20 protein-coding genes and 1 other RNA gene are annotated in these 23,541 nt (G+C 65.6%); 11 read left to right on the top strand and 10 right to left on the bottom strand.

Features of this window, described 5'->3' with window-relative positions:
* Positions 1 to 328: 328 nt before the first annotated feature.
* Positions 329 to 2,461, top strand: coding sequence for a polyribonucleotide nucleotidyltransferase (pnp, locus tag U0C82_RS05545; protein WP_322186096.1), 2,133 nt, complete (start codon positions 329 to 331; stop codon positions 2,459 to 2,461).
* 139 nt (positions 2,462 to 2,600) lie between these two features.
* Here pnp and U0C82_RS05540 read toward each other — a convergent pair whose 3' ends face one another.
* From U0C82_RS05540 to U0C82_RS05505, 8 genes are all read right to left on the bottom strand, one after another.
* Positions 2,601 to 3,482 carry an SMP-30/gluconolactonase/LRE family protein gene (locus tag U0C82_RS05540; protein ID WP_322186095.1) on the bottom strand — a complete coding sequence of 294 codons (882 nt, stop codon included), beginning with the start codon at positions 3,480 to 3,482 and terminating at the stop codon, positions 2,601 to 2,603.
* Positions 3,483 to 3,602: 120 nt separating this feature from the next.
* The gene (locus U0C82_RS05535) at positions 3,603 to 4,421 is read right to left on the bottom strand and encodes an outer membrane protein (protein ID WP_322186094.1); all 819 of its coding nucleotides are present in this window, start codon (positions 4,419 to 4,421) and stop codon (positions 3,603 to 3,605) included.
* Positions 4,422 to 4,881: 460 nt separating this feature from the next.
* Entirely contained in the window at positions 4,882 to 6,795 is a 1,914-nt protein-coding gene (locus U0C82_RS05530) for a Do family serine endopeptidase (RefSeq protein WP_322186093.1), read from the bottom strand.
* 296 nt (positions 6,796 to 7,091) lie between these two features.
* On the bottom strand, positions 7,092 to 7,277 hold the full coding sequence (locus U0C82_RS05525; RefSeq protein WP_322186092.1) for a DUF2065 domain-containing protein: 186 nt from the start codon (positions 7,275 to 7,277) through the stop codon (positions 7,092 to 7,094).
* Positions 7,274 to 8,479 (bottom strand): protease modulator HflC, encoded by a 1,206-nt coding sequence (hflC, locus tag U0C82_RS05520; RefSeq protein WP_416186628.1) that lies wholly within the window; start codon positions 8,477 to 8,479, stop codon positions 7,274 to 7,276. The genes U0C82_RS05525 and hflC overlap by 4 nt, the downstream gene beginning before the upstream one ends.
* Positions 8,479 to 9,696 (bottom strand): FtsH protease activity modulator HflK, encoded by a 1,218-nt coding sequence (gene hflK / locus U0C82_RS05515; RefSeq protein WP_322186091.1) that lies wholly within the window; start codon positions 9,694 to 9,696, stop codon positions 8,479 to 8,481. Before hflK ends, hflC begins: the two co-directional genes overlap by 1 nt.
* 223 nt (positions 9,697 to 9,919) lie before the next feature.
* Positions 9,920 to 10,453, bottom strand: a complete 534-nt coding sequence (locus U0C82_RS05510) for a dihydrofolate reductase (protein WP_322186090.1) — start codon at positions 10,451 to 10,453, stop codon at positions 9,920 to 9,922.
* Positions 10,450 to 11,244: a thymidylate synthase gene (locus U0C82_RS05505; protein ID WP_322186089.1), complete on the bottom strand. Its 795-nt coding sequence runs from the start codon at positions 11,242 to 11,244 to the stop codon at positions 10,450 to 10,452. The genes U0C82_RS05510 and U0C82_RS05505 overlap by 4 nt, the downstream gene beginning before the upstream one ends.
* Before the next feature lie 243 nt (positions 11,245 to 11,487).
* Here U0C82_RS05505 and ssrA point away from each other — a divergent pair.
* The 4 genes from ssrA to U0C82_RS05485 all read left to right on the top strand — a co-directional run bounded on the left by ssrA (position 11,488) and on the right by U0C82_RS05485 (position 13,007).
* Positions 11,488 to 11,864: a transfer-messenger RNA gene (gene ssrA / locus U0C82_RS05500) on the top strand.
* 55 nt (positions 11,865 to 11,919) lie between these two features.
* Positions 11,920 to 12,489, top strand: coding sequence for an SspB family protein (locus U0C82_RS05495; RefSeq protein WP_322186088.1), 570 nt, complete (start codon positions 11,920 to 11,922; stop codon positions 12,487 to 12,489).
* Positions 12,490 to 12,543: 54 nt separating this feature from the next.
* Positions 12,544 to 12,768 (top strand): DUF4169 family protein, encoded by a 225-nt coding sequence (locus tag U0C82_RS05490; protein WP_322186087.1) that lies wholly within the window; start codon positions 12,544 to 12,546, stop codon positions 12,766 to 12,768.
* Complete coding sequence (locus U0C82_RS05485) at positions 12,765 to 13,007, top strand: ribbon-helix-helix domain-containing protein (RefSeq protein ID WP_322186086.1); 243 nt, start codon at positions 12,765 to 12,767, stop codon at positions 13,005 to 13,007. The genes U0C82_RS05490 and U0C82_RS05485 overlap by 4 nt, the downstream gene beginning before the upstream one ends.
* A 110-nt stretch (positions 13,008 to 13,117) precedes the next feature.
* Here U0C82_RS05485 and U0C82_RS05480 read toward each other — a convergent pair whose 3' ends face one another.
* Together U0C82_RS05480 and U0C82_RS05475 are read right to left on the bottom strand one after the other, a co-directional pair.
* Entirely contained in the window at positions 13,118 to 14,671 is a 1,554-nt protein-coding gene (locus U0C82_RS05480) for a peptidoglycan L,D-endopeptidase MepK (protein ID WP_322186085.1), read from the bottom strand.
* Between the two features lie 359 nt (positions 14,672 to 15,030).
* Positions 15,031 to 16,518, bottom strand: coding sequence for a sigma-54-dependent transcriptional regulator (locus tag U0C82_RS05475; RefSeq protein ID WP_322186084.1), 1,488 nt, complete (start codon positions 16,516 to 16,518; stop codon positions 15,031 to 15,033).
* A 246-nt stretch (positions 16,519 to 16,764) separates the two neighbouring features.
* Here U0C82_RS05475 and U0C82_RS05470 point away from each other — a divergent pair, with 246 nt between their 5' ends.
* The 6 genes from U0C82_RS05470 to U0C82_RS05445 all read left to right on the top strand — a co-directional run bounded on the left by U0C82_RS05470 (position 16,765) and on the right by U0C82_RS05445 (position 23,389).
* On the top strand, positions 16,765 to 18,594 hold the full coding sequence (locus U0C82_RS05470) for a M3 family oligoendopeptidase (RefSeq protein WP_322186083.1): 1,830 nt from the start codon (positions 16,765 to 16,767) through the stop codon (positions 18,592 to 18,594).
* Between the two features lie 119 nt (positions 18,595 to 18,713).
* A complete protein-coding gene (locus U0C82_RS05465) occupies positions 18,714 to 18,992 on the top strand; it encodes a hypothetical protein (RefSeq protein ID WP_322186082.1) in 279 nt (92 codons plus the stop codon).
* Entirely contained in the window at positions 18,989 to 19,468 is a 480-nt protein-coding gene (locus U0C82_RS05460; protein WP_322186081.1) for a PIN domain-containing protein, read from the top strand. The genes U0C82_RS05465 and U0C82_RS05460 overlap by 4 nt, the downstream gene beginning before the upstream one ends.
* Before the next feature lie 173 nt (positions 19,469 to 19,641).
* On the top strand, positions 19,642 to 20,190 hold the full coding sequence (locus U0C82_RS05455; RefSeq protein WP_416186626.1) for a 2Fe-2S iron-sulfur cluster-binding protein: 549 nt from the start codon (positions 19,642 to 19,644) through the stop codon (positions 20,188 to 20,190).
* Positions 20,187 to 21,158, top strand: a complete 972-nt coding sequence (locus U0C82_RS05450; RefSeq protein ID WP_322186080.1) for an FAD binding domain-containing protein — start codon at positions 20,187 to 20,189, stop codon at positions 21,156 to 21,158. The genes U0C82_RS05455 and U0C82_RS05450 overlap by 4 nt, the downstream gene beginning before the upstream one ends.
* Positions 21,155 to 23,389, top strand: a complete 2,235-nt coding sequence (locus U0C82_RS05445; protein ID WP_322186079.1) for a xanthine dehydrogenase family protein molybdopterin-binding subunit — start codon at positions 21,155 to 21,157, stop codon at positions 23,387 to 23,389. Before U0C82_RS05450 ends, U0C82_RS05445 begins: the two co-directional genes overlap by 4 nt.
* Positions 23,390 to 23,541 lie beyond the last annotated feature (152 nt).

Here is a 23,541-nt window from a genome sequence, read left to right as displayed (position 1 = left end):
GAGGCCCGCCGGTTTTCATGTCCGGACCTGCCATCGCCTCACCGCAGCGGCCAGCGCCCGGACAACCCGATGAATTTTGATGTCATGGGGCAGGATTGCCGAATGTTTCCGGCGGGCAGGGGTCCGCATCCGATCCGAAACATTCCGTCGTCTTGCCCGTGGATCAAGGTTCGCACCCGATGTGCGATCCGACCCCGATGACCCGAGCCCGAACCGGTTTCGTCAGCTTTGCAAGAGCTTGCGAAACGGTGCGGACGGCGGGACACCGGAGCTTTGCGAGGGCCGTGAGCCCCCGGCCCGGATCGCCTGCAAGACAAGGCAAGAACACATGTTCAATTCCCACAAAGTGGATATCGACTGGGCCGGCCGCCGGCTGACGCTCGAAACCGGCAAGATCGCCCGGCAGGCCGACGGCGCGGTTCTCGCGACCTATGGCGAGACCGTGGTGATGGCGACGGTCGTGTCCGAAAAGCAGCCCAAGGCGGGCTTCGACTTCTTTCCGCTGACCGTGAACTACCAGGAAAAGACGTTCGCGGCCGGCAAGATCCCCGGCGGCTTCTTCAAGCGCGAGGGACGTCCTTCCGAGAAGGAGACGCTGACCTCGCGGCTGATCGATCGTCCGATCCGTCCGCTGTTCGCAGAGGGCTACAAGAACGACACGCAGGTCGTGCTCACCGTTCTGCAACATGATCTGGAGAACGATCCGGACGTGGTCGCGATGGTGGCGGCGTCCGCTGCGCTGACACTTTCCGGCGTGCCCTTCATGGGTCCGATCGGCGGCGCGCGGGTCGGCTACATCAACGGCGAATACAAGATCAATCCGCATGTGGACGAGATGCCCGAGTCCAGTCTCGACCTCATCGTCGCGGGCACGCAGGACGCCGTTCTGATGGTGGAATCGGAGGCTCACGAGCTGTCCGAGGAGATCATGCTGGGCGCCGTCATGGCCGGCCATCGCGCGTTCCAGCCGGTGATCGAGGCGATCATCAAGCTGGCGGAAGTCGCCGCCAAGGAGCCGCGCGAGCACAATGCGCCGGATCATTCCGCGCTCGAGGGCGAAATGCTGACGCTCATCGAGAACGATCTGCGCGAGGCCTACAAGATCACCGACAAGCAGCAGCGCTCGGCCGCGGTCGACGTCGCCAAGCAGAAGGTGATGGGCCATTTCCTGCCCGAGGGCGAGGAGAACCCGGCCCATTCCAAGCAGGACGTCGGCACGGTATTCAAGAGCCTGCAGGCCAAGATCGTCCGCTGGAACATCCTCGACACCAAGAGCCGCATCGACGGGCGCTCGCTCGACACGGTCCGTCAGATCGTCTCGGAGGCCGGCATCCTGCCGCGCACCCACGGTTCGGCCCTGTTCACGCGCGGCGAGACCCAGGCACTGGTGGTGGCGACTCTCGGGACCGGCGAGGACGAGCAGTTCGTCGACGCCCTGACCGGCACCTACAAGGAGCGTTTCCTGCTCCATTACAACTTCCCGCCCTATTCGGTCGGCGAGACCGGCCGCATGGGTTCGCCCGGCCGACGCGAGATCGGCCACGGAAAGCTCGCCTGGCGCGCGATCCGTCCGGTCCTGCCGGCGCCCGAGCAGTTCCCCTACACGCTGCGCGCGGTCTCCGAGATCACCGAATCCAACGGTTCGTCCTCGATGGCGACGGTCTGCGGCACCTCGCTGGCGTTCATGGATGCCGGCGTTCCCCTGAAGCGTCCGGTGGCCGGCATCGCCATGGGGCTCATCAAGGAAGACGACCGCTATGCGGTTCTGTCGGATATTCTGGGTGACGAGGATCATCTCGGCGACATGGACTTCAAGGTGGCCGGCACCGACGAAGGCATCACCGCGCTGCAGATGGACATCAAGATCCAGGGCATCACCGAGGAGATCATGAAGATCGCCCTCGACCAGGCCCGTGGCGGACGTCTGCACATTCTCGGCGAGATGGCCAATTCCCTGGGCGAGGCGCGCGCCGAACTCGGCGAGTTCGCCCCGCGCATCGAGGTCATGCAGATCCCGACCGACAAGATCCGCGACGTGATCGGTTCGGGCGGCAAGATCATCCGCGAGATCGTCGAAAAGACCGGCGCCAAGATCAACATCGACGACGAGGGCACGATCAAGATCGCCTCCTCCTCGGCCAAGGAGATCGAAGCGGCCCGCAAGTGGATCCATTCGATCGTGGCCGAGCCGGAAGTCGGCGAGATCTACGAGGGGACGGTCGTGAAGACCGTCGAGTTCGGCGCCTTCGTCAACTTCTTCGGCTCGCGCGATGGCCTCGTGCACATCTCGCAGCTCGGTGAAGGCCGGGTCGCCAAGACGACGGACGTCGTCAAGGAAGGCCAGAAGGTCTGGGTCAAGCTGATGGGCTTCGACGAGCGCGGCAAGGTGCGCCTGTCGATGAAGGTCGTCGATCAGGAGACCGGCGAAGAGAGCAAGTCGTCGGCCAACGACGAGGGCTGATCCGGCAAGCTCACAGCCGATCGTCGATCGGCCACCGAAAAAAAGCGCGTCCGGGCAACCGGGCGCGCTTTTCGCGTTCGAACGGGCCGCTTCGATCCCGACGTCTCAGCGCGGCCCCTTCTTGCGACCACCCGATCGTCTATTCGATCACGACCTGCGGCACGTGGCGGCCTTCGAGGCCGATGTCGAGAATGAAGGTCATGCCGGCACTGGCGTCGGTCGACTGTTGGTCGGGTGTCATATGTTCCCAGGCCGTGGTGACGAGGAGCCGGTCGGCCTTCCTGCCGATGAAGGCGGGGCAGGTGGGCTGGCTCGAGGGAACCTCGATCGTGCGCAGCGTCTCGCCGGAGGGTGAGAGGACAAGCAGGCTGCCGGCGCTCCAGCAGGCGATGACGAGCGTCCCGTCCCTGGCGACGCAAGCGCCGTCGAGGCCTCCTTCATGCTGCGTCTGGTCGTGGAAGAGCTCAGGCTCGGCGATCGGCAGGCCCGTTGCCGGATCGAGCGCCACCCGCATCAGCTTGTTCACCACCGTGTCGCAGAAATAGCCTGTGCGGCCGTCCTCGGTGAAGGCGATGGCGTTGGGGATCGAGATGTCGCGATAGAGCGGCGTGAGGACGCCCTTTCGATAATGATAGATAGTGCCGGCTTCGCGCTCGGCGCCCTTGCCCATGGTGCCGACCCAGAGCGCGCCGGACGGGTGGACGTTGCCGTCGTTGGAGCGGGTGTTCGGATCGTCCGCTTCGAGCGGCAGGTGAAGGGTGAGGGCGCCCGACGCCCGGTCCCTGATATAGAGCCCGTCCTCCATGGCCAGAAGCTGGCGCGTCGCGTCGATGGCCGCGATCTCGCTCGCCATGCGCGGCAGTGCGTGGGCTGTGACCGTGCCGGTCGAGAGTGGCATCTCGTAAAGGGTGCGCCCCAGAATATCGAACCAGGCGGCCGTGTCGGTCAGCGCATCGTAGCTTGGCCCCTCGCCGAGCTCGAGCCTCCGTTCGTCCACGATCCGGGTGGGAACACTCTCCATTGGCCTCGCTCCTCATGTTCGACGATGCGGACACGATAGGGCGTTTTGCACCGCGCGCACGAAAAAACCGGTGCCTTTCGGCACCGGTTTTCGCACGGTTCGATCCAAGCTGGAGGAGGCTTAGTTGAACTTGTAGGAGATTTTCGCGGTGACCGTGTGGAAGTCGAAATCGTCGTTGACGTCGAAATCGGTCGAGCCGTTCACGCCGCCGGCGAAAGGTCCGCCCGAAAGGCGGGTCGAGCCGCTGCCGCCGAGATTGGTGTAGAGATATTCGGCACCGAACGACATGTTCTCGGTGAACTTGACTTCCATGCCGCCACCGACGGTGTAGCCGAAATCGTCCTCGTCTTCGCTGACGATCGCGCGCGGATTGTTGCCCAGCGCTGCCGGCGAATTGGTCGAGAAGGAATAGTCGACTTCGCCATAGGCCAGACCACCGGTCGCGTAGGCCAGGGCCGACGGGGTGACGAGGTAACCGGCGCGAGCGCGGACCGTGCCGAGATAGTCGAGGTTGCGGTTGGTGCGGTAGAAGGCCGGGGTGTTCGAGTCGGCGTTCGAGGAGCGCGTCACGTCGAGTGCGTTGAGGTCTGCAACGACACCGAGGACGATCTGATCGATCTGGTAGTCGTAACCGATGTGCGCACCGCCGATGAAGCTCGAATCGAAGTTCGAATCAAAGTTGCTTCCGAATGCGCGCTGGATCGCGGACCCCTGGAACGCGAAGCCGTTCGGCGACAGCGTGACATTGTCCGGATCTTCCGGATTGAAGGCGCCACCACCCTGCACACCGACATAGAGGCCGGTCCAGCCGGATGCGACGGGCATGACGTCCATCATCGGCGCGGAATCCATCATCGGCTCCTGATAGACGACGTCGGCTGCGAGCGATGGTGCGGTCAGCATGGCGATGGCGGCGGCGGAGAGAAGAAGATGCTTCATGATAGTCGTGTCCCTTCGAAAACCCTGTTGATCGAGGCCGTTGCGGCCCGGCGAGATATTGACGCCATTCGATCTGTCCGGATGAGTGTGACCGTTTGCGAAGCTTCGCACAATGGCGGGCACTGTCGAGAAAGATCTTGTCGATCAGCCTGTTACCGGCGGAGCACGTCTCGCTCGTCATGCGAGTGCGAAACCCTTGCCGCGCAGGGCTCGCATTCGCGTGAACATATCTTGAAGAAAAAAAAGAAACCCGGCTCGTTGAACCTTGCATCTTTATCACCACCGGAACGTGGTCGGCGAAGCGTTCGGACGTTCCGATGGCACGCGCGCACCGCGGGTGCGCGTGCCGGAGGCGCGGAAGCACGCCCGGACCATGCGGCGCGTGTCCGCGGACCGGCAGAGGCGATCATGCCGCGCCGCTTGCCGAAGACCCAAAGGCCCAAAGGCCCGGAACTCGTGGTCAGTCGAGGGGCAGGACCACGAAGCGCAGGTCGCCTCCGGGGTCGGCCAAAAGCATGAGCGCGTTGCGGCGGCCCCGTTCGCGCAGGTCGGCAAGCTTTTCTTCCACCTCCTCGACCGAGGAGACGGTTTCCTGGGCGACCTCGCGGATAGTCATGCCGGGCTCGATCCCCTTTTCCTCGGCGTTCGAGCCGGTGACGACCTCGGTGACGAGAACGCCGCTCGCATCCTCGGCCAGACCGTACGCCTGGCGGGCGGCCTCGTCGATCGCACCCAGCGTCAGGCCGAGAACCGGTTCGGCCTCGTCCGTCTCGGGGGACGCCTCGCTCTCGCCGCCGTCCGGTTCGGCTTCGCCGCTCCCCTCCGCCGTGCCATCGCCCGGTTCGCCATCCGCACTGGCCATCTGGCGTTCGCCGTCCTCGAGGCGTCCGAGCGTGATCTGCACGGTTTCGGGCTCCGCGTCGGTGTCGCGCGAGGTCTTGCGCAGGATCTCGACGTCGACTTCCTTGCCGACCGGCGTTTCGGCGACGATGCGCGGAAGGTCGCGCGAGGTCTCGACGCTCTTGCCATCGAAGGACGTGATCACGTCGCCGGCTTTCAGGACGCCGACGGAGGGGCCGCCGTCGATCGTGCCCACGACGACCGCGCCTTTCGCCTCGCCGATTCCGAGGCCGTTCGCGATATCGTCGGTGACGGCCGACAGGCGCACGCCGAGCCAGCCGCGCCGGGTCTCGCCGAATTCGCGCAACTGGTTGACGACATTGACGGCGAGATTGGAAGGGACCGAGAAGCCGATGCCGATGGAGCCGCCGGTCGGCGACATGATGGCGGTGTTGATGCCGACGACGTCGCCGTCCATGTCGAAGAGCGGGCCGCCGGAATTGCCGCGATTGATGGCGGCGTCGGTCTGGATGAAATTGTCGTAGGGGCCGGCATTGATGTTGCGGCCCCGCGCCGAGACGATGCCGATGGAGACAGAACCGCCGAGGCCGAACGGATTGCCGATCGCCATGACCCAGTCGCCGATCCGGATCTCTTCCGAATCGCCGAACGCGACGGAGGGAAGCTCCTTGCCGGCATCGACCTTGAGGACGGCGAGATCGGTCTTCGGGTCGCGGCCGAGGAGTTCGGCTTCGAGCTTGGAGCCATCGGCGAAATTGACTGTGATCTCGTCGGCGTCCTGGATGACGTGGTTGTTGGTGACCACGATGCCGGACGGGTCGATGACGAATCCGGAGCCGAGCGACTGGACGCGGCTTCCCGACGGGCTGTCGTCGCCGCGCAGGAGGTCGTCGAAGAAGTCCTGGAGGGGTGAGCCTTCCGGCGCTTCGAGGGGCGGAATGCCGCCGCCCGGCCGTTCGACGCGCTGCGACGTGGAGATGTTGACGACCGCGTCGAGCAGGCTTTCGGCAAGATCGGACACCGATTGCGGCCCATGGTCGGCACGGGCGGGCGGCATGGTGACCGTGGACTGGCTGACGTCGGCCGGTGTCTTGCCCGGTGTAGCTTCATCGACCGGCGGGGCGGGCAGAGCGGGGACGACGGATTCGCCCTGGCTCTCTTCGGGCCTCGGCGCGGCGGGGTCGGCGTCTTCCCTGTTTCCCGCGCCGTCGGTGCCCGCCGACCCGTCAGGCGACGGGGCTTGCTCGCTTGGCGCGGGGGCCTGCGGAGCGGGCATCTCGGCGGCCGGGGCCTGAGGGGCCTGAGGGGCAGGCGCCTGGGGTGCCGGCGAAGGCGCCTCGGGGACAGCCGGCGGTGCCGCGCCGTCCGTCGATGGGGCGGCGGGCTCTGGGGTCTGCGCGACCCCGTCGGTCGCGCTTCCGGCTGCGCCGGGGTCCTGCGCATGAGCGGGATTGATCGCCATGGCCGCGAAAAGCGCGGTCGTTGCGAAGAAGCGCGGCAGTCGAGCGGTCATCGGCGGATCTTCTTTTGTTTTTTCCAAGCGTCACTGGGCCCAAGCGGTGCCGGCGGCGGCAATGCCTGTGCGTTGCCGCCATGCTTCCACGCTCGGCCGGCTGCGCGCAAGTGCGTCATAAGTCTCGGGGAGCGGCGCTCACGTTCAATTGCGTGCGGCGCGGGGCATGATCGCAGATGGTTGAGACCGAAGTTGCGGATATCGGGAACAGGCATGGGCGTCGCGCGGCAAATGATCGGCGCAGCACGCGAGTCCGCAGGCCGACGGCGGTTTCCGCCGATTCCGTCGCCATCGCTTCAGGACCGCAGGAACCAGACGATGCCGAGGCCGGCAAAAGCTGCGACGAGGCCGCCGATGCGCAGGGATTTGTCGGGCGCGCTCAAGGCCTCGGACGCCATGCGCTTCACGAGAGACGGGAAGGCTGCATAGACAACGCCCTCGATCACCAGAAGGAGACCGAGGGCGGTGAGGAAATCCGTCACTGGGCCGGATTGTCCTGGGGTTCAGCCTCGCCTGTGCCGGCGTCGGCGGGCGTTCCGGCCGTGCCCGCCGCATCGGCGGGCGTATCGGCGGCAGCCGGCTCGTCGGGCGTGACGACCGGCGGCGTATCGGCGGCAGCTTCCGCCGCCGCTTCCCGAAGATCGATGACGCCGGGAATATCCCCGGCCGCTGCGCCTTCGTCGCCGGCTGCCCCGGTCTCGCCGGCACCGGCCCGCGGCTGCGTGCCGGCGTCCGTCCCGGTCTGCGCGCCGGTCTGCGGCGTCAGGAGCGGGAAGGAGGGCGTCGAGCCCGACGCATTGCCCTGGCGCACCGCATCGTTCTGGAAGTAGCGGAAGAACTCCGAATCCGGCGACAGGACGAGGGTCGTGCCGGAATTTTCGAGGGCGACGCGATAGGCGCTCATCGACCGGTAGAAGTCGAAGAACTCGGGGTCCGCGCTGAAAGCTTCGCCGAACACGCGGTTTCGCTCGGCATCGCCCTGACCCTGAAGGATCTCGGCGTCGCGGCGGGCTGCTGCCTTCGTCTCGACGACCGTACGGTCGGCACCGGCGCGGATTTCGCGCGCCGCCACCTGACCGCGGGCGCGAAGACGCTCGGCTTCGGCGAGACGTTCGGCCTGCATCCGCTCGTAGGTCTGCTGGGAAACCTCGTCCGTCAGGTCGGTCCGGCGGATGCGCACGTCGGTGAGCTGGATGCCGAGCGATGCGGCATCCTCGACGATCTCGTCACGCACCTGACGCATCATCTCGCCACGCTCGTTCGACAGGGCGTCCTCGAAGCCGCGAAGACCGTAGACACGGCGCAGCGCAGCATCGAGACGGGTGCGCAGACGCTGCTCGGCCTGCGGGATCGAGCCCGAGACCGTGCGCCGGAACTGGGCGGCGTCCGAGATATTGTAGACGAGGAACGCGTCGACCACGTAGAAGCGGCCGCCCGAGACCTGGACGCGGATATCGTCGAGGTCGAAGCGCAGCAGGCGATCGGGCAGCATCTGGACGTTGTCGGCCCCGGCAAAGCCGAACGGCATCTTGAAATAGAGGCCCGGTTCCTCGACCACGCGCTGGATCTCGCCGAAGCGCAGGACGATCGCCTGTTCCTTCTCATTGACGATGAAGATCGAGTTCCAGACGACCAGCAGAACCACCGCGATCGCGGCGATGAGAGCGTAGAAGCGATTGGCCATCAGTTCGATCCCCCCGGCACCGACCGGCTGTTGGCGCTGGTGCGCGCTGCCGGGTCTGACGTTCTGTTGCTGTTCGTGGCGTTGGCGGCGTTGTCGTCGTTGTTGGTGGTGTTGTTCTGGCGCTGCAGCTCGTTGAGCGGCAGGTAGGGCACGACACCCTGGCCGCTCGCATCGCCTTCGAGGATGATCTTGTTGGAGTCGCGCAGGACCCCTTCCATCGTCTCCAGGAACAGGCGCTTGCGCGTCACGTCCGGCGCCTTGGCGTATTCGGTGAGGATCGACGTGAAGCGCTGGGCCTCACCCTCGGCCTCCTGAACGACGCGGCTCTTGTAGGCTGCGGCGTCCTCGCGGATCTGGGCCGCTTCACCGCGTGCCTCGCCGACCTGCTGGTTGCGGTAGCGATTGGCTTCCTCGATGAAGCGGTCCTCGTCCTGCTCGGCGCGCTGGACTTCGTCGAAGGCGTCGGCGACCTGGGGCGGCGGCGCCGCGTCCTCGATCGAGATGCCGTTGATGCGCACGCCCGCACCATATTCGTTGAGCGTGGCCTGGGCGATTTCGCGGACTTCTTCCGCAATACCGGCACGATCGTCGCGGAAGACGTCCTGCACGGGACGGCGGCCGACGACTTCACGCATCGCGCTCTCGGAGACCTGCTGGACCATCGAGGCCGGGTCCTGGACGTTGAAGAGGAAGTTCTGGGGATTGTCGACCTGGTAGAGCACCGCGAACTGGACGTCGACGATGTTCTGGTCGCCCGAGAGCATGAGGCCGGAATTGTCGCCGCTCTGGCTCGAGCCGAGCGTGATCTGGCTTTCGACCACGGGCACCGTATCGACCGTCTCGATCGGCCAGATGGCGAGGTGAAGGCCAGGTTCGGACAGTTCTTCCTTCGGCTTGCCGAAGAGCATTTCCACGCCGACCTCGTCCGGCTGGACGGTATAGACGGATTTCATCACCCAGATGACGCCGAGAGCCAGGACGACCAGAAGCACGATCGCGGCCGATCCCCCGGCCGAGCCGCCGCCGCCGGGCAGGGCGCGTTTCAGGCGGTCGCCTCCGCGGCGCAGGATGTCTTCAAGATCGGGGCTGTTGTTGGGGCCGCCGCCGCCACCGCCGCCGGGGCGTGGTCCTTGCGGACGCTGGCCCCAGGGACCGCCGCCATTGCCGCCGCCGCCACCCTTCCAACCGCCGTTACCGGTCTGATTGCTCCAAGGCATCGAAGTCCTTTCGATTGATGAAAAACCCGTGTCGGCAAAACGCGCCGTCCGCGGTAAACCGTGTACTGGTTCTTATAAGTGCTGCGAATCCCGCTTTCAACGCGCCATCGCCGGTTTTGCGCATTGGTCGCGCCTGAAGATCGAAGATATGATGGGGCGCACGAGCGCCGCGATGCGCGCGATGGTCTTCATGCCGGATCTGGAACGACTTGGACGGGAAGCGTTAATCTTGTTCCGACGGCGTTCTTCGCGCGTAGCACTTGAAACGCGTGGCCGCCGAGTCCTTTTCCCCCCGCTCCCATGGTCCGACGGACAAACATTCGAAACGCGCCTCCTCGATCGGCGGAAAGAACGCGTCGCCCTCCGGTTCGGCGTCGATCTCGGTGAGGGCGATTCGGTCGATCCTGTCCCAGAACAGGCGATAGATCTCCGCACCGCCCACGAGGGTGATCTCCTCGGTGCCGCGCGCCCGTGCCCGGTCCGCCGCCAATGCCAAAGCCGTCCGCGGATCGTGCGCAGCGATAGCCCCGTCGATGGCGAGGGGGCCGGCCCGCGTTAGGACGATCGAATCGCGACCGTCGAGAACCCTGCCGATCGAGTCCAGCGTCTTGCGGCCCATGATCATCGGCTTGCCCATGGTGAGCTGCCGGTAGCGCTTCAGGTCGCTCGGGATCGACCAGGGCATTACGCCATCGGCCCCGATGACCGCGTTCTTCGCCGCGGCGACGACGGCGATGAGTCTGCAAGGTCCGATCATACGGCGATCGGCGCTGCAATGTGCGCCGCAGCTTCGTAGCCTTCGATGGCGATGTCGTCGAAGGTGAAGGCGAAGAGATCGTCAACATCCGGGTTTAGCGCCAGTCGTGGCAGGGCGCCCGGCTGCCGGGTCAGCTGGACCCGGGCCTGTTCCAGATGGTTGTGATAAAGATGGGCATCCCCCAGCGTGTGGACGAAATCCCCGACGCCGAGGTCGCAGGCCTGGGCGACCATATGGGTCAGGAGAGCGTAGGACGCGATGTTGAATGGCACGCCGAGGAAGATGTCGGCCGAGCGTTGGTAGAGCTGGCAGGACAGCTTGCCGCCCGCGACGTAGAACTGGAACAGGCAGTGGCAGGGCGGCAGCGCCATCTCGTCGACGAGCGCCGGGTTCCACGCCGAGACGATGAGCCGGCGCGAGTTCGGCGTCGTCCGGATCGCATGGAGGAGGCCGGCGATCTGGTCGATATGGCCGCCGTCATAATCGGGCCAGGAACGCCATTGCGAGCCGTAGACCGGACCGAGATCGCCGTTCTCGTCGGCCCATTCGTCCCAGATCCGCACCCCGTTTTCCCTGAGATAGGCGATGTTCGTGTCGCCCTTCAGGAACCAGAGGAGTTCGTGGACGATGGAGCGGATGTGCAGCTTCTTGGTCGTGAGAAGCGGAAAGCCCTCGGACAGGTCGAAGCGCATCTGGTGGCCGAAGACGGATCGGGTGCCGGTTCCGGTCCGGTCGCCGCGATCGACGCCGTGTTCGAGGACATGGCCGAGAAGATCCAGGTACTGACGCATTCGAAAAGCCCATCCTTTTCGCAAGACCCTCGCCGAAAACACTTAAATGTTCGTACCCGGTGAGCGCAGGGCCCGACCCGGCCGAAGTCCGGCGGTTTCAAGCGGCGACAATCCCATGACGGGCGGGCGCGAGTCGAGGCGTGTCTGCAACGACCCGTCAACGCGCCTTGCGAACCGCCGAACGGCTGCCGGGCACGATATGCCAGCGCGCGGAACCGATCGTCGCAGCGAACGGCCGTTTATCCCCTTTTCACGCAGCATCATCCCCCTTATATTACGCCTTGCCGGACGTGTTCCGGCTATGGCGATAAACGTTCGATGCAATAAACCTTTCGGACCCGGGGGCGGTACCCGGCGCCTCCACCCCATCCCCTTCGTCCGGCGTGTCGCGCCGGTGCGCAAGGGGATGCGGCGGGGGCGAAATAGGATCGACGAGGGCGTAAAGATCGGATTTTTGCTCGGCATGGTTCCGCCGTCATCGGGCCGTCTCAATAGTTGCAAACGACAACTATGCGGAAGCACGTCTCGCCGCGTAAGCGGTGCGATAGCTTCAAATCAAGCCCTGGGGGTTCGCGCCTCTAGGCGGGGTCCGGAGGCACCTGGCAACAGAAGCCTCCACTTTTTTGTCGATGCGTCTCGGGCGCACCGTCGAGACGACCAGATCGGGACCCCGGCATGAGCCAAGACCTCATTCGATACGATGTGCTTGCGCAGGACGCTCTTCGCGGGGTGATTCGCAAGGTGCTCGGAGAGGTGGCGAAGACCGGTCTGCCCGGCGAGCACCATTTCTTCATCACCTTTCTGACATCGGCGCCCGGCGTGCGGATCTCCTCGCGTCTGCGCGAGAAATATCCTGACCTGATGACGATCGTCGTCCAGCATCAGTACTGGGACCTGAACGTCACCGAGACCTCCTTCGAGATCGGCCTGTCCTTTTCCGACATTCCCGAAAAGCTCTTCGTGCCGTTTTCGTCCGTTCGCGGCTTCTACGATCCGTCGGTGAACTTCGAGCTTGAATTCGATGTGCGCGGCGCGGAAGCGGCCAACACCGACGATGCCGAAGACGGCGTCTTCGGCGAAAGCGCGGTGCCGACGTCCGGCGGCGCGCTGTCGGCGACACCCTTGCCGCTGCGCGAAAAGCCGGCCGCCGGCGAAGCGAAGGCGGATGGCGGGGAGACGACGGAGGCCGACGAGCGTCCGGACGCCCAGGTCGTGTCGCTCGACGCGTTCCGCAAGAAGCCCTGAACGGCTGCCGGATCGGCGGCCGGGCTCGTGGCATGGGCATGAGAGGGGCGGGCGATGGGTGACGTCGTCAATCTGAGGCGGGCACGCAAGGCGAAGGCGCGGAGCGACCGTGAGGCCGCGGCCAGCGAAAACCGCGCACGATTCGGCGTTCCCCTCGTCCGGAAGCGCCTCGAAGGCGCTCTCGACGCCCAATCCGTCAAATCCCTCGATGCGCACAAGCGCGAGCCAAGACCGGGCCCGGCCGCCGGAGCGTCCGAGGATGGTGCGGCAAAGCCGTGACCGTCAAGCGTTCGCTGTCGGTTCGCGGACACAGAACCTCGATCACGCTCGAGGAGGCGTTCTGGCGCCGGCTCAACAGGCTCGCCGTCGACGAGGGGGTGAGCGCGGCCGAACTGGTTGCGCGGATCGACGAGGCCCGCGACCCCACCGTCAACCTGTCGTCCGCCCTTCGCGTGCATATGTTGGAGGAGGCGCTGGCCCGGCTCGAACCGGAGCGCGGTCCCGATCCCGATTCCTAGAGCGCCGGGCGGCAGCGCGAGCTTTCGGAACACAAGAAGCCGGCGCGTCCATCGAAGGACGCGCCGGCTTCTTGTGTTTTCAGGGGCGGGGCCGTCGGCCGGACCGCGTCCTATCGCGCGCCGAGAGCTGCCTCGATCCGCGCGCTGATGGCATCCGTGCCGTCGGCGTCCGGTCCCGGGTTTGCCGTCGGTGCCGGCGCATTGCGCAGGGATGCGAGCGGCCATCCGCCCTTCGTCTCGATCACAGCGGCCTTCTCCTCGACCTTCGCGACCGGTTCGGAAACGGCGCTGATCGAAGTCCGATCGATGGCCGGCGCGGCCGGTGCGGCGTCCTGCATCGGACGCGCGCTCGGTGCGGGCAGCGACACCTGACGCAGGGCCGGCGGCGCCTTCGGGGCGTCCGGCGGAATCACGGCGGCGACCTGATCGTTGAGAAGGGCGTTGAAGGCCGGACGGCCCCGGGGCATCGGAACGGCGTAGGCGAGTTCCGAGCCGACCGTCTTTTCTTCGTTCGCCTGGGTTTCGAGGGCTGCGATCATCGCCGCGGTCGCGTCCGGCGACGGCGTCACGCGCTCGGGCGTCGCGCTTTCGAGCGTTGCCGGAACGGCGCGCGAGGGCGCCCAGCGCGGCGAAGGAACCCGCGAAATGTCGAGCGACGCGACCTCCGAGGTGGCGAGCTCGCCATTGACGGCTGCGGCCGGATCGTTGCGGGGATCGCGTCCCGTATCGAAGCCCGCATCGAGCATCGCGACGGCGACGGGCTGCGGCGTGCTGCCGCTCGTGGGACGGGAGGACGGGATCACGCTGGCGATCTGGGGTGCGGTCTGGCGTGGTTCGGCCTGGGGCCGGGCCCGGGCGACCTGGACCGGTGCCGCAACCGCTTCGGCATTGTCCTCTTCCTCGTCGGCGCCACCGCCGAAGAGCATGGAAAGCAGCGTCTTGCCGCCGCCGGAGGACGAGGAGGCGTTGGCGATCTGCAGATCCGAGGAGCTGCGGCGCGCCTTGTAGGAGGCGAGCGCCTGCTGGTAGCCCGGAAGCGGCTTGCCGTCGGACGGAACGTGGACGGTGCCGCCGTTCGGGAAGACGGCCATGAGCTGCCGGCGGTTCATGCGCGGCCAGTGACGGGCGTTGCCGGTGTCGAAGTGGACGAAGGGCGATCCGGATTTCGGATAGTAGCCGACGCCGCCGACCTGCATCTTCAGGCCGATGGCGCGCATCGTGGAAAGCTTGACGCCGGGAATGAAGAAATCGAGCGCGCGGCCGGTCATGTGCTGGCTCTTCTTGGCCTGACCGCCTCGGGTCCGGCGCAGCATGCCGTTGGTGGCCGGCGAGCGGTAGCCGCTGACGACATTGATATAATCGCGCGCACCGGCCTGCTGGTAGGCTTCCCAGACGAGATCGAGAAGCTTCGGATCCATCGCCGTGGCCTTGGCCTGGCGCCAGTCGCGCAGCATCCAGCTGATCTTCTTCAGCTCGCCCTGGTCGTAGCGGCCGTTGCGCTTGTAGGTGAAACTGCCACGCTCCTTGGTGTGGAGATTGTAGAGTTTCAGCGTGCGTGTTTCAGCCGAGGCCTGTGCGGACCCGAATGCGCCCAGTGCGAAGGCGCAAGCCAGGCCGACGAGGGCCCAGTGGCGCAAGCGCACGGCGGTGATTGCAAAATTCAAAGCTCATCCCCTTACCGATCGAGCGTTTCCGAGCTTCGTATCCCCCAAAGCATCGGCTACGTCAGCGGGTTGCCGCGATCCTTGCCGCCACAGTTCCCTGTGAACTGCGGCATAAGAATGACACCTTGACCCCATTGTGCGAATTTAGCGCGTAAGGGTTAAGGCCTGGTAAAGGTTAAAGCTTTCCAAACGTTGCAGAAACATGAAAAGGATGCTGCCGATGGAAAGTCGATCGCTTGACATACCATGCCGCATTCAAAACCTGCCGTAGCGGACGGTCGGATCCGGTCCGCGGTCCTTCGCGGCGCCCGACACGGCTCGCGCCTGCGCATGCCGAGCGCCCGGCCGCAAGAGCGCGCTCAGGGGCCGGTGATCTCGTATTCGCGCATTTTCCGGTAAAGCGTCGAGCGGCCGATCCCGAGACGGCGCGCGATCTCGCTCATCCGGCCCTGATACTGGTCGATCGCGATGCGGATGACGTCCGCCTCGATGGCATCGAGCGTGCGCAACTCGCCGCGCCCGTCATGCAGGATGCGGTTCGCCGCGGCGGGGCCGGCCTGGCCCGCCGGATCGACCGGCACCCGGTTCCCGCGCTCGGCAGCGTTCGCCTCCCGGGTCCCGAAGGCGAGGGCGCCGCCTTGCCCATCCGGCACCGGACCTGCGGCGGCGGCGGCCTGCGCCTCGCCGGCGACGAGAAGCGCGCGGAAATCGTCCGGTTGCAGGATGTCGCGGTCCGCAAGGACGACGGCCCGGCGCACCATGTTCTCGAGCTGCCGGATATTGCCCGGCCAGTCGAAGCCTTCCAGGAGATCGAGCGTCGCCGCCGAAAAGCGCCGGGCCGGCGACTGCGGCTCGGCTTCAACGAAGCGGGCGAGGAACTGTTCGCAAAGGCTGCGGATCTCCGCTCGCCGCTGGCGAAGCGGCGGAACCGTCAATTCGAACGCGTTCAGCCGGTAGTAGAGATCCTCGCGAAAGCGGCCGTCGCGCACCGCGTCGGCGAGCGACTGGTTGGTCGCCGAAAGCACCCGGACATCCACTTTCACGGGCGCATCGGCGCCGATCGGATCGACGAGACCTTCCTGCAGGGCGCGCAACAGCTTGACCTGCGCCGAGGCGCTGAGTTCGCCCACCTCGTCGAGAAACAGGGTGCCCCCGTCGGCCTCGCGGAACTTGCCGACATGGTCGCGGCCCGCATCCGTGAAAGCGCCCTTGGCATGGCCGAACAGGATGCTCTCGACGAGATCGGCCGGCAGCGCACCGCAATTGACGGTGACGAAGGGCTTGCCGGCGCGCGGGCCCCAGGTCTGGATGGCGCGCGCGATCCATTCCTTGCCGACACCGGTCTCGCCGTAGACGAGAACCGGAATGGAGGATTTGGCGGCCTTTGCGGCGCTGGCGACGACCGAGGCCATCGGTTCGGGCAGATTGGCCTTGCGGAAGCTGGCCGGGATCTGCATGGGGCCGGGGCGGATGTCGAGCATCTTCACCGCATTGGTGAGAGCGGTCCGCAACCGGTCCGGCGACACCGGCTTGACGACGAAATCGAACGCACCGGCCCGCATGGCGGCGACCACGGTCTCGACCGATTCCTTGGCGGTCTGGACGACGACCGGAATGTCGATCCGCCGACGGCGCATCTCGGCCATCACTTCCGACCCGCTCTTGTCGGGCATGACGAGATCGAGGACGACGACGGCGACGTCGCGGGCTCTCGGACCCGTAAGAATGTCGAGCGCCGCCCGTCCGCCGTCGCAATGGATCGGCCGCATGCCGATCCGGGAGATCTGCGCATCGAGAAGCCTGCGCTGGATCGGGTCGTCGTCGACCACCAAAACCTGTCGTGTCATGATCATCGCGTCCCTGTCTGGCCCGTGCGACTGTCCCCTTCTGGTGCGGGGTTGACCCAAACTGGCACGGCAGGCCTGAAGGTCGCCTCAAGAAACGTCGACAAGATTGTCCTGCGATATAAGGTCGAATTGTCTCGGTTTTTTCGGTGGCGAAATGCTGGCGCATCTTTATTGAAGAGCCAAGCCGGGCGAGTGGCGGGAAGCCGTTCGCCGAACCGGAAATTTTCGAAGGATCGGGCCGCCGCCATGACGAACAGCTTTTCCAGGATCGTGAACTCCGCCGTCGAGGCCGCCCGTGACGGAGCCTCGCCCTTGCCGGAATGGAACCTGAACGATCTCTATCCCTCGATGGCTTCGAGCGAGCTTCAGTCCGATCTCGATCGCGCGCGCAAGGAGGCGACGCGCTTCAAGGAGAACTGGCGCGGCAAGCTCGTCGATCTGGCCGCGAACGATCCGCAGGGCCTCGCGCAATCGGTTGCCGACTACGAGAAGCTGGAGGAGCTCCTCGGCCGCATCATTTCCTATGCCGGCCTCGTCTATGCGGGCGACACGTCGGATCCGGCGCGGGCGAAGTTCTACGGCGACATCCAGGGCTCGGTCACGGACATCGCGACCGACCTTCTCTTCTATACGCTCGAGCTGAACCGCATCGAGGACGCCGCGATGGACAAGGCGATGGCGGCCGAGCCGGCGCTCGACCATTATCGCCCCTGGCTGGTCGATCTTCGCAAGGACAAGCCGTTCCAGCTCGAGGACCGGGTCGAGGAGCTGTTCCACGAAAAGGGCATCACCGGCGCTGGCGCCTGGAACCGGCTGTTCGACGAGACGCTGACGAGCCTGCGCTTCACCGTCGACGGAGAGGATCTGGCGCTCGAGGCGACGCTCAACCTGCTTCAGGACGAGAACCGCGAGACGCGCCGCAAGGCGGCCGCGGCGCTGACCAACGTCTTTTCGCGCAATCTGCGCACCTTCACCTTGATCACCAACACCCTGGCCAAGGACAAGGAGATCTCCGACCGTTGGCGCGGCTTCGAGGACGTCGCCGATTCCCGGCACCTTGCGAACCGGGTGGAGCGCGAGGTGGTCGACGCGCTGAACACGGCCGTGACCCAGGCCTATCCCTCGATCTCCCACCGCTACTACGCCATGAAGGCGAAATGGCTCGGCATGGACGTCCTCGACTATTGGGACCGGAACGCGCCGCTGCCGAACGCCCGGCGCCGCGACATCTCCTGGAGCGACGCGCGCCAGACGGTGCTGTCTGCCTATTCGGGCTTCTCGCCGGAAATGGCGGAGATCGCCCAGCGCTTCTTCGACCGGGACTGGATCGACGCCTCCCTGCGCCCCGGCAAGTCGCCGGGCGCGTTCGCGCATCCGACCGTGCCGAGCGTGCACCCTTACGTGCTGCTCAACTATATGGGCAAGCCGCGCGACGTGATGACGCTCGCCCATGAGCTGGGCCACGGCGTCCATCAGGTGCTGGCGGGCGACCAGGGCGCGCTGATGGCGGCGACCCCGCTGACGCTCGCCGAAACCGCATCGGTCTTCGGCGAGATGCTGACCTTCCGCTCGCTCCTGAAGGAGGCGCGGACCCCCGAGGAGCGCAAGACGCTGCTCGCCCAGAAAGTGGAGGACATGATCAACACGGTCGTGCGCCAGATCGCCTTCTACCAGTTCGAGCGGGCGCTGCACGAGGAGCGCAAGTCGGGCGAGCTCACCTCCGAGCGGATCGGCGAGATCTGGCTGGCCGTGCAGGGGCGCAGCCTCGGGCCGTCCGTGCGTCTCGGCGACGGCTACGAGACCTACTGGACCTACGTGCCGCACTTCATCCATTCGCCGTTCTACGTCTATGCCTACGCCTTCGGGGATTGCCTCGTGAACTCGCTCTATTCGGTCTACGAGAACGCCGAGACGGGCTTCCAGGACAAGTATTTCGCCATGCTGAAGGCGGGTGGCACCAAGCACCATTCCGAACTCCTCGCCCCCTTCGGCCTCGACGCCTCCGATCCCGCCTTCTGGTCCAAGGGCCTCGCCATGATCTCCGGCTTCATCGACGAACTGGAAGCGATGGAGTGAGGGAACCGCATCCCGCCTGAAACGTCCTTCCGTTCGGTTTCGAAGGGCCTTATATTCGAGGTATTGCGCGCCCGATCGGGGTTTTTATCGCGGTCGGGCGGCGGTAAGCGGAGCTCTCGATGGAAGTGAAGACAGTCGTCAGACAGGCGAAGGAATATGTCGCCGATCTCCTGGCCGAGGAAGGCGTGACCGATCTCGGTCTCGAAGAGGTCTTTCTCGACGATCGGGATCGAGCCTGGAACGTCACGGTCGGATTTTCGCGACCGTGGAACATGCAGAAGAACGCCTTCACCATGATCAGCGGCGCGGAAGACGCAAGGCGCACTTATCGCGTCGTGAAAATCGATGATGCCGATGGACGCGTCCTGTCCTTCACCAAGCGGGACGGGATCGATTGAGATCGGCGCCGCGCACTCTCCTTCTCGACACCAATCTCGTGGTTCTGCTCGTGGTCGGCATGCTCGGGCCGCAATACATCCGGTCGCACAAACGCCTTCAACGCTATGACGAGACGGATTTCGCCATTCTGAAGACGCTCGTGGCAGCCTCGTCGGGTCTCGTTTTCAGCCCTCACATCCTGACGGAGACTTCCAACCTTCTGCGTTACGTCGACGAACCTTTGCGTTCGCGGCTGTCGCTCGTGCTGATGCGTCTGATCGACACGACCGAGGAGCGCGTCGTCGCAAGCCGAACCGCGGCGCAGGACCGGCATTTTTCCCGTCTCGGTCTTGCCGACTGCGTCCTGTTGCATCTGGCCCGGAACGATGCGGTTCTCCTGACAGACGATCTTCCCCTTTATCTCGCCGCGGCGTCGGCGGGCTTCGATGCCCAGAATTTCGCTCATATCCAGGCTGCGCGTCCGGATTTCAACTGATCGATGCCGAGACTGCGAACCGAAACGCGCACGGGACGCGCCAGGCCATCAAGCCCGCTTCTTTTCGTCGCGAACGGGAAAAGTACAGCGCCCCCTCGAACCTTTCGGCCCGCTTCTTAGTTTCCCCCTTACTTCGAACCGTTCCAAACTGGCCGGCACGCGATGCATGGCCTTTGGAAACGCAACGACCGATCGAGGGGAAATTCGTGAACGTTATACTGACCATCAATGGCGAGGACCATGCGCTGGATATCGATCCGCGCACGTCCCTGCTCGACGCCTGCCGCGACCATCTGGGCCTTGTCGGCTCCAAGAAGGGTTGCGACCACGGCCAGTGCGGTGCCTGCACCATGCTCGTCAACGGACGGCGCATCAATGCCTGCCTGACCCTCGCCGTCATGCACGACAATGATTCCATCACCACGGTCGAAGGTCTCGGCACGGCCGAGAACCTCCACCCGATGCAGGCCGCCTTCGTCGAACATGACGGCTACCAGTGCGGCTACTGCACGCCGGGCCAGATCGTGTCGGCGGTCGGCATGCTGGGCGAGATCGCGGACAATTGGCCGAGCCACGTCACCTCGGACATTGAGGGTCGAACGGACCTTTCGGGCGACGAGATTCGCGAGCGCATGAGCGGAAACCTCTGCCGCTGCTCGGCCTATCCCAACATCGTCGACGCGATCGAGACCGCCGCAGCCAAGACCAAGGAGCCCGCATGAGACCGTTTGAATATACGCGCGCGGCCAGCGTCGGCGAGGCGCGCACGCTCGGCGGCCGCTACATCGCCGGAGGCACCAACCTTCTCGATCTGATGAAGCTCGAAGTCGAGACGCCGGAAAAGATCGTCGACATCACCCGGCTTCCGCTGAACGAGATCAAGGCGACGGAGGATGGCGGCCTCAAGATCGGGGCTCTCGTGACCAATTCCGTACTGGCCGCCGACGAGCGCGTCCGCAAGAATTACGCGGTTCTGTCGCGCGCGCTTCTGGCGGGCGCATCCGGACAGCTCCGCAACAAGGCCTCGACCGGCGGTAACCTTCTCCAGCGCACCCGCTGCGGCTATTTCTACGAGACCTCCCAGCCGTGCAACAAGCGCGAGCCGGGCTCGGGCTGCGCGGCGATCGGCGGCTACAACCGCATCCACGCCATTCTCGGCGCGTCCGATCACTGCATCGCGACCCATCCCTCCGACATGGCGGTGGCGATGATGGCGCTCGACGCCGTGGTCGAGACCGAAGGCGCCGACGGACGCACCCGCGAGATCCCGCTGAAGGATTTCTACTGCCTGCCCGGCGATACGCCGCACATCGAGACCGTGCTGAACGCGGGCGAGCTGATCCTCAACATTCGGCTGCCCAAGCCCACCGGCGGGTTTCATGTCTATCGCAAGGTGCGCGACCGCGCGTCCTACGCCTTCGCGCTGGTCTCGGTCGCCGCGGTCATCAAGACCAATGGCGGCACGATTTCCGAGGCGAGCCTCGCCTTCGGCGGGCTTGCGCACAAGCCATGGCGCGACCCGAAGGTCGAAGAGATGCTGATCGGCGGAACGCCGTCGCGCGATCTGTTCTCGAAGGCCGCCGATCGTCTTCTCGCCGATGCGGAAGGCCAGGGCGCGAACGATTTCAAGATTCCGCTCGCCCGGCGCACCCTGATCTCGGTGCTCGCCGAGGCGACGCAAGGAGCATGACCGACATGAACAAGCACGTGATGGACGAAGCGATCGGCGAGACCCGCCTTGATCGCAACACGCAGGGGCTCATCGGCAAGGGGGCGCCGCGTTACGAAGGCAAGCTGAAGGTGACGGGCACCGCGCCCTATGCCTACGAGCGGCTGGCCGAGCAGGATGTCGCCTATGGCTTCATCGTGCCGGCGAAGATTGCCCGCGGGACGATCACCTCGATCGACACGTCGAGGGCGGAGGCCGTTCCCGGCGTTCTGAAGATCATCACCGGCGACCGGATCACCCGGGCCGCGTCGCAGCCGGGCGCACCCGCCGCGCAGACGATCGACGGCCAGGTGTTCCACTACAATCAGCCGGTCGCGCTGGTGATCGCCGACAGTTTCGAGACGGCTCGCAATGCGGCCGGTCTCGTGGCGGTCACCTATGACGAAACCGCCGGCCGGTTCGACATCGCCGCCCGTGATACGGTGCGCGAGCCCGGCTCTTCTCCGATGGAGCCGAACAACAAGCGCGGCGATTTCGAGCACGCCTTTGCGCAGGCCGAGGTAACGTTCGACGAGACCTATACGACGCCGTCCTATCACGCCGCGGCAATGGAGCCGCACGCTTCGACCGCAAGCTGGGATGGCGCGACACTCGAAGTGTGGACCTCGTGTCAGCTTCTGGAATCGGGCATCGGCCAGATCGCGGCCGGCGTCGGTCTCGACGAGGACAAGGTGCGCGTCCACAGCCCCTATATCGGCGGCGGTTTCGGCTCCAAGCTCGGCACCAGCCCGGATGCGGTTCTGGCCGCGCTCGGCACCATGGCGATCGGCAAGCCGGTGAAGGTGGCGATGACGCGCCAGAACGTGTTCCAGGCAACCTCGCGGCGCGGCGAAACCGTGCAGCGCGTGCGCTTCGGGGCGACGAAGGAGGGCAAGATCACCTGTTTCGCCCACGAGACCGATACGACCAATTCCCCGGGCAACGGCTTCTTCGAGCCGTCGGGCATTTCGTCCGTGTTCCTCTATGCCGGCAAGGACCGGATGATCACCCACAGCCTCGTCGAGACCGATGTGCTGATGACCTCGGCCGTGCGCGCGCCGGGCGAGGCGACGGGCATGCTGGCGACGGAAAGCGCGCTCGACGAGTTCGCGGAGCGTTTCGGCATCGATCCCGTCGAGTTCCGGCGGATGAACGAGCCGGAGGTCAATCCGATGGACGACACCCCGTTCTCCTCGCGCCGGCTCATCGAATGCATCGACGAGGGCGCGAGGCGCTTCGGCTGGTCGGATCGCCCGACCAAGCCGGGTTCGCGCCGCGAGGGCGAGTGGCTGATCGGCTATGGCATGTCGTCTGCCTCGCGCCTCAACCAGTTGCAGCAATCCTCCGCCGAAATCGAAATGGCGCCGGACGGACGGGCCACCATCCGCACGGCGATGACCGACATCGGCACGGGAACCTACACGATCCTCCAGCAGATCTGTGCCGAGATGCTCGGCCTGCCGCTCGATCGGGTCGACGTGGTTCTGGGCGATACGGACCTGCCGGCCTCGTCGGGCTCGGGCGGTTCCTGGGGCGCGAATTCGGCCGGCTCGTCGGTCTATGTGGCTTCGCTCGCGCTCATCAGGGAGCTGGCGGACCGCATCGACGCGGATGCCGAAACGCTGACGCTCAAGGATGGCCATGCCATCTTCGGCAACCGGCAGATCCCGTTCTCGGAGATCCTGAAGGGTGAGACCATCTCCGTGACGGGCACGATCGAGCCCGGCGAGACGGCGGACAAGACCCATCAGGCGAGCTATGGCGCGCATTTCTGCGAAGTGGGCGTCAATGTCGTGACCGGCGAGACCCGCATCCGCCGACTGCTCACCGTGGGCGCGGCGGGCCGCATCCTCAACGAGAAGACAGCCACCTCCCAGTGCTATGGCGGCCAGATCTGGGGTATCGGCTACGCGCTCGAAGAGGATCTCGTCATCGACAAGCGCAACGGCCTGATCGTCAACCACGATCTCGCCGAGTATCACGTGCCGGTCCATGCGGACGTCCCGGCGCTCGAGGTGGTGCTGCTCGAGGATCGCGATCCCCATGCGAGCCCGCTGGCCGGCAAGGGCATCGGCGAACTCGCGATCGCCGGCGTCGGTGCGTCGATCACCAATGCGATCTACAACGCCTGCGGCGTGCGCGTGCGCGACTATCCGGCAACGCTCGACAAGGTGCTCGCCGGCCTGCCGGACGATTATCTGACGGCCGCCTGAACGACGGCCGCATCTTCGGGACGAACGGAAGGGCCGGGAAACCGGCCCTTTTTCGTATGTGCGTGTTCGAGCCTGCGCCGATCCGGCGCCTGCGAGGCGGCCGTCCGGATAGGGGGGGGCTTTGGCGGGCGATGCGGAGGTCGGGCCGGAGG

It is taken from the genome of Fulvimarina uroteuthidis, from assembly GCF_034321785.1.
In the GTDB taxonomy this organism is placed as follows: Bacteria; Pseudomonadota; Alphaproteobacteria; order Rhizobiales; family Rhizobiaceae; genus Fulvimarina; species Fulvimarina uroteuthidis.
Note: the sequence above shows the minus strand (reverse complement) of the source record. Positions and strands in the feature narration are given on the sequence as shown.

Bases quoted from the DNA above. Each gene is read 5' to 3' on its own strand.
- U0C82_RS05495 (WP_322186088.1), top strand. From the start codon at position 11,920: ATGAGCCAAGACCTCATTCGATACGATGTGCTTGCGCAGGACGCTCTT.
- U0C82_RS05510 (WP_322186090.1), bottom strand. From the start codon at position 10,453: ATGATCGGACCTTGCAGACTCATCGCCGTCGTCGCCGCGGCGAAGAAC.
- U0C82_RS05465 (WP_322186082.1), top strand. From the start codon at position 18,714: ATGGAAGTGAAGACAGTCGTCAGACAGGCGAAGGAATATGTCGCCGAT.
- hflC (WP_416186628.1), bottom strand. From the start codon at position 8,479: ATGGCCAATCGCTTCTACGCTCTCATCGCCGCGATCGCGGTGGTTCTG.
- U0C82_RS05490 (WP_322186087.1), top strand. From the start codon at position 12,544: ATGGGTGACGTCGTCAATCTGAGGCGGGCACGCAAGGCGAAGGCGCGG.
- hflK (WP_322186091.1), bottom strand. From the start codon at position 9,696: ATGCCTTGGAGCAATCAGACCGGTAACGGCGGTTGGAAGGGTGGCGGC.
- U0C82_RS05450 (WP_322186080.1), top strand. From the start codon at position 20,187: ATGAGACCGTTTGAATATACGCGCGCGGCCAGCGTCGGCGAGGCGCGC.
- U0C82_RS05530 (WP_322186093.1), bottom strand. From the start codon at position 6,795: ATGACCGCTCGACTGCCGCGCTTCTTCGCAACGACCGCGCTTTTCGCG.
- U0C82_RS05505 (WP_322186089.1), bottom strand. From the start codon at position 11,244: ATGCGTCAGTACCTGGATCTTCTCGGCCATGTCCTCGAACACGGCGTC.
- U0C82_RS05470 (WP_322186083.1), top strand. From the start codon at position 16,765: ATGACGAACAGCTTTTCCAGGATCGTGAACTCCGCCGTCGAGGCCGCC.
- U0C82_RS05445 (WP_322186079.1), top strand. From the start codon at position 21,155: ATGACCGACATGAACAAGCACGTGATGGACGAAGCGATCGGCGAGACC.
- U0C82_RS05535 (WP_322186094.1), bottom strand. From the start codon at position 4,421: ATGAAGCATCTTCTTCTCTCCGCCGCCGCCATCGCCATGCTGACCGCA.
- U0C82_RS05540 (WP_322186095.1), bottom strand. From the start codon at position 3,482: ATGGAGAGTGTTCCCACCCGGATCGTGGACGAACGGAGGCTCGAGCTC.
- U0C82_RS05475 (WP_322186084.1), bottom strand. From the start codon at position 16,518: ATGACACGACAGGTTTTGGTGGTCGACGACGACCCGATCCAGCGCAGG.
- pnp (WP_322186096.1), top strand. From the start codon at position 329: ATGTTCAATTCCCACAAAGTGGATATCGACTGGGCCGGCCGCCGGCTG.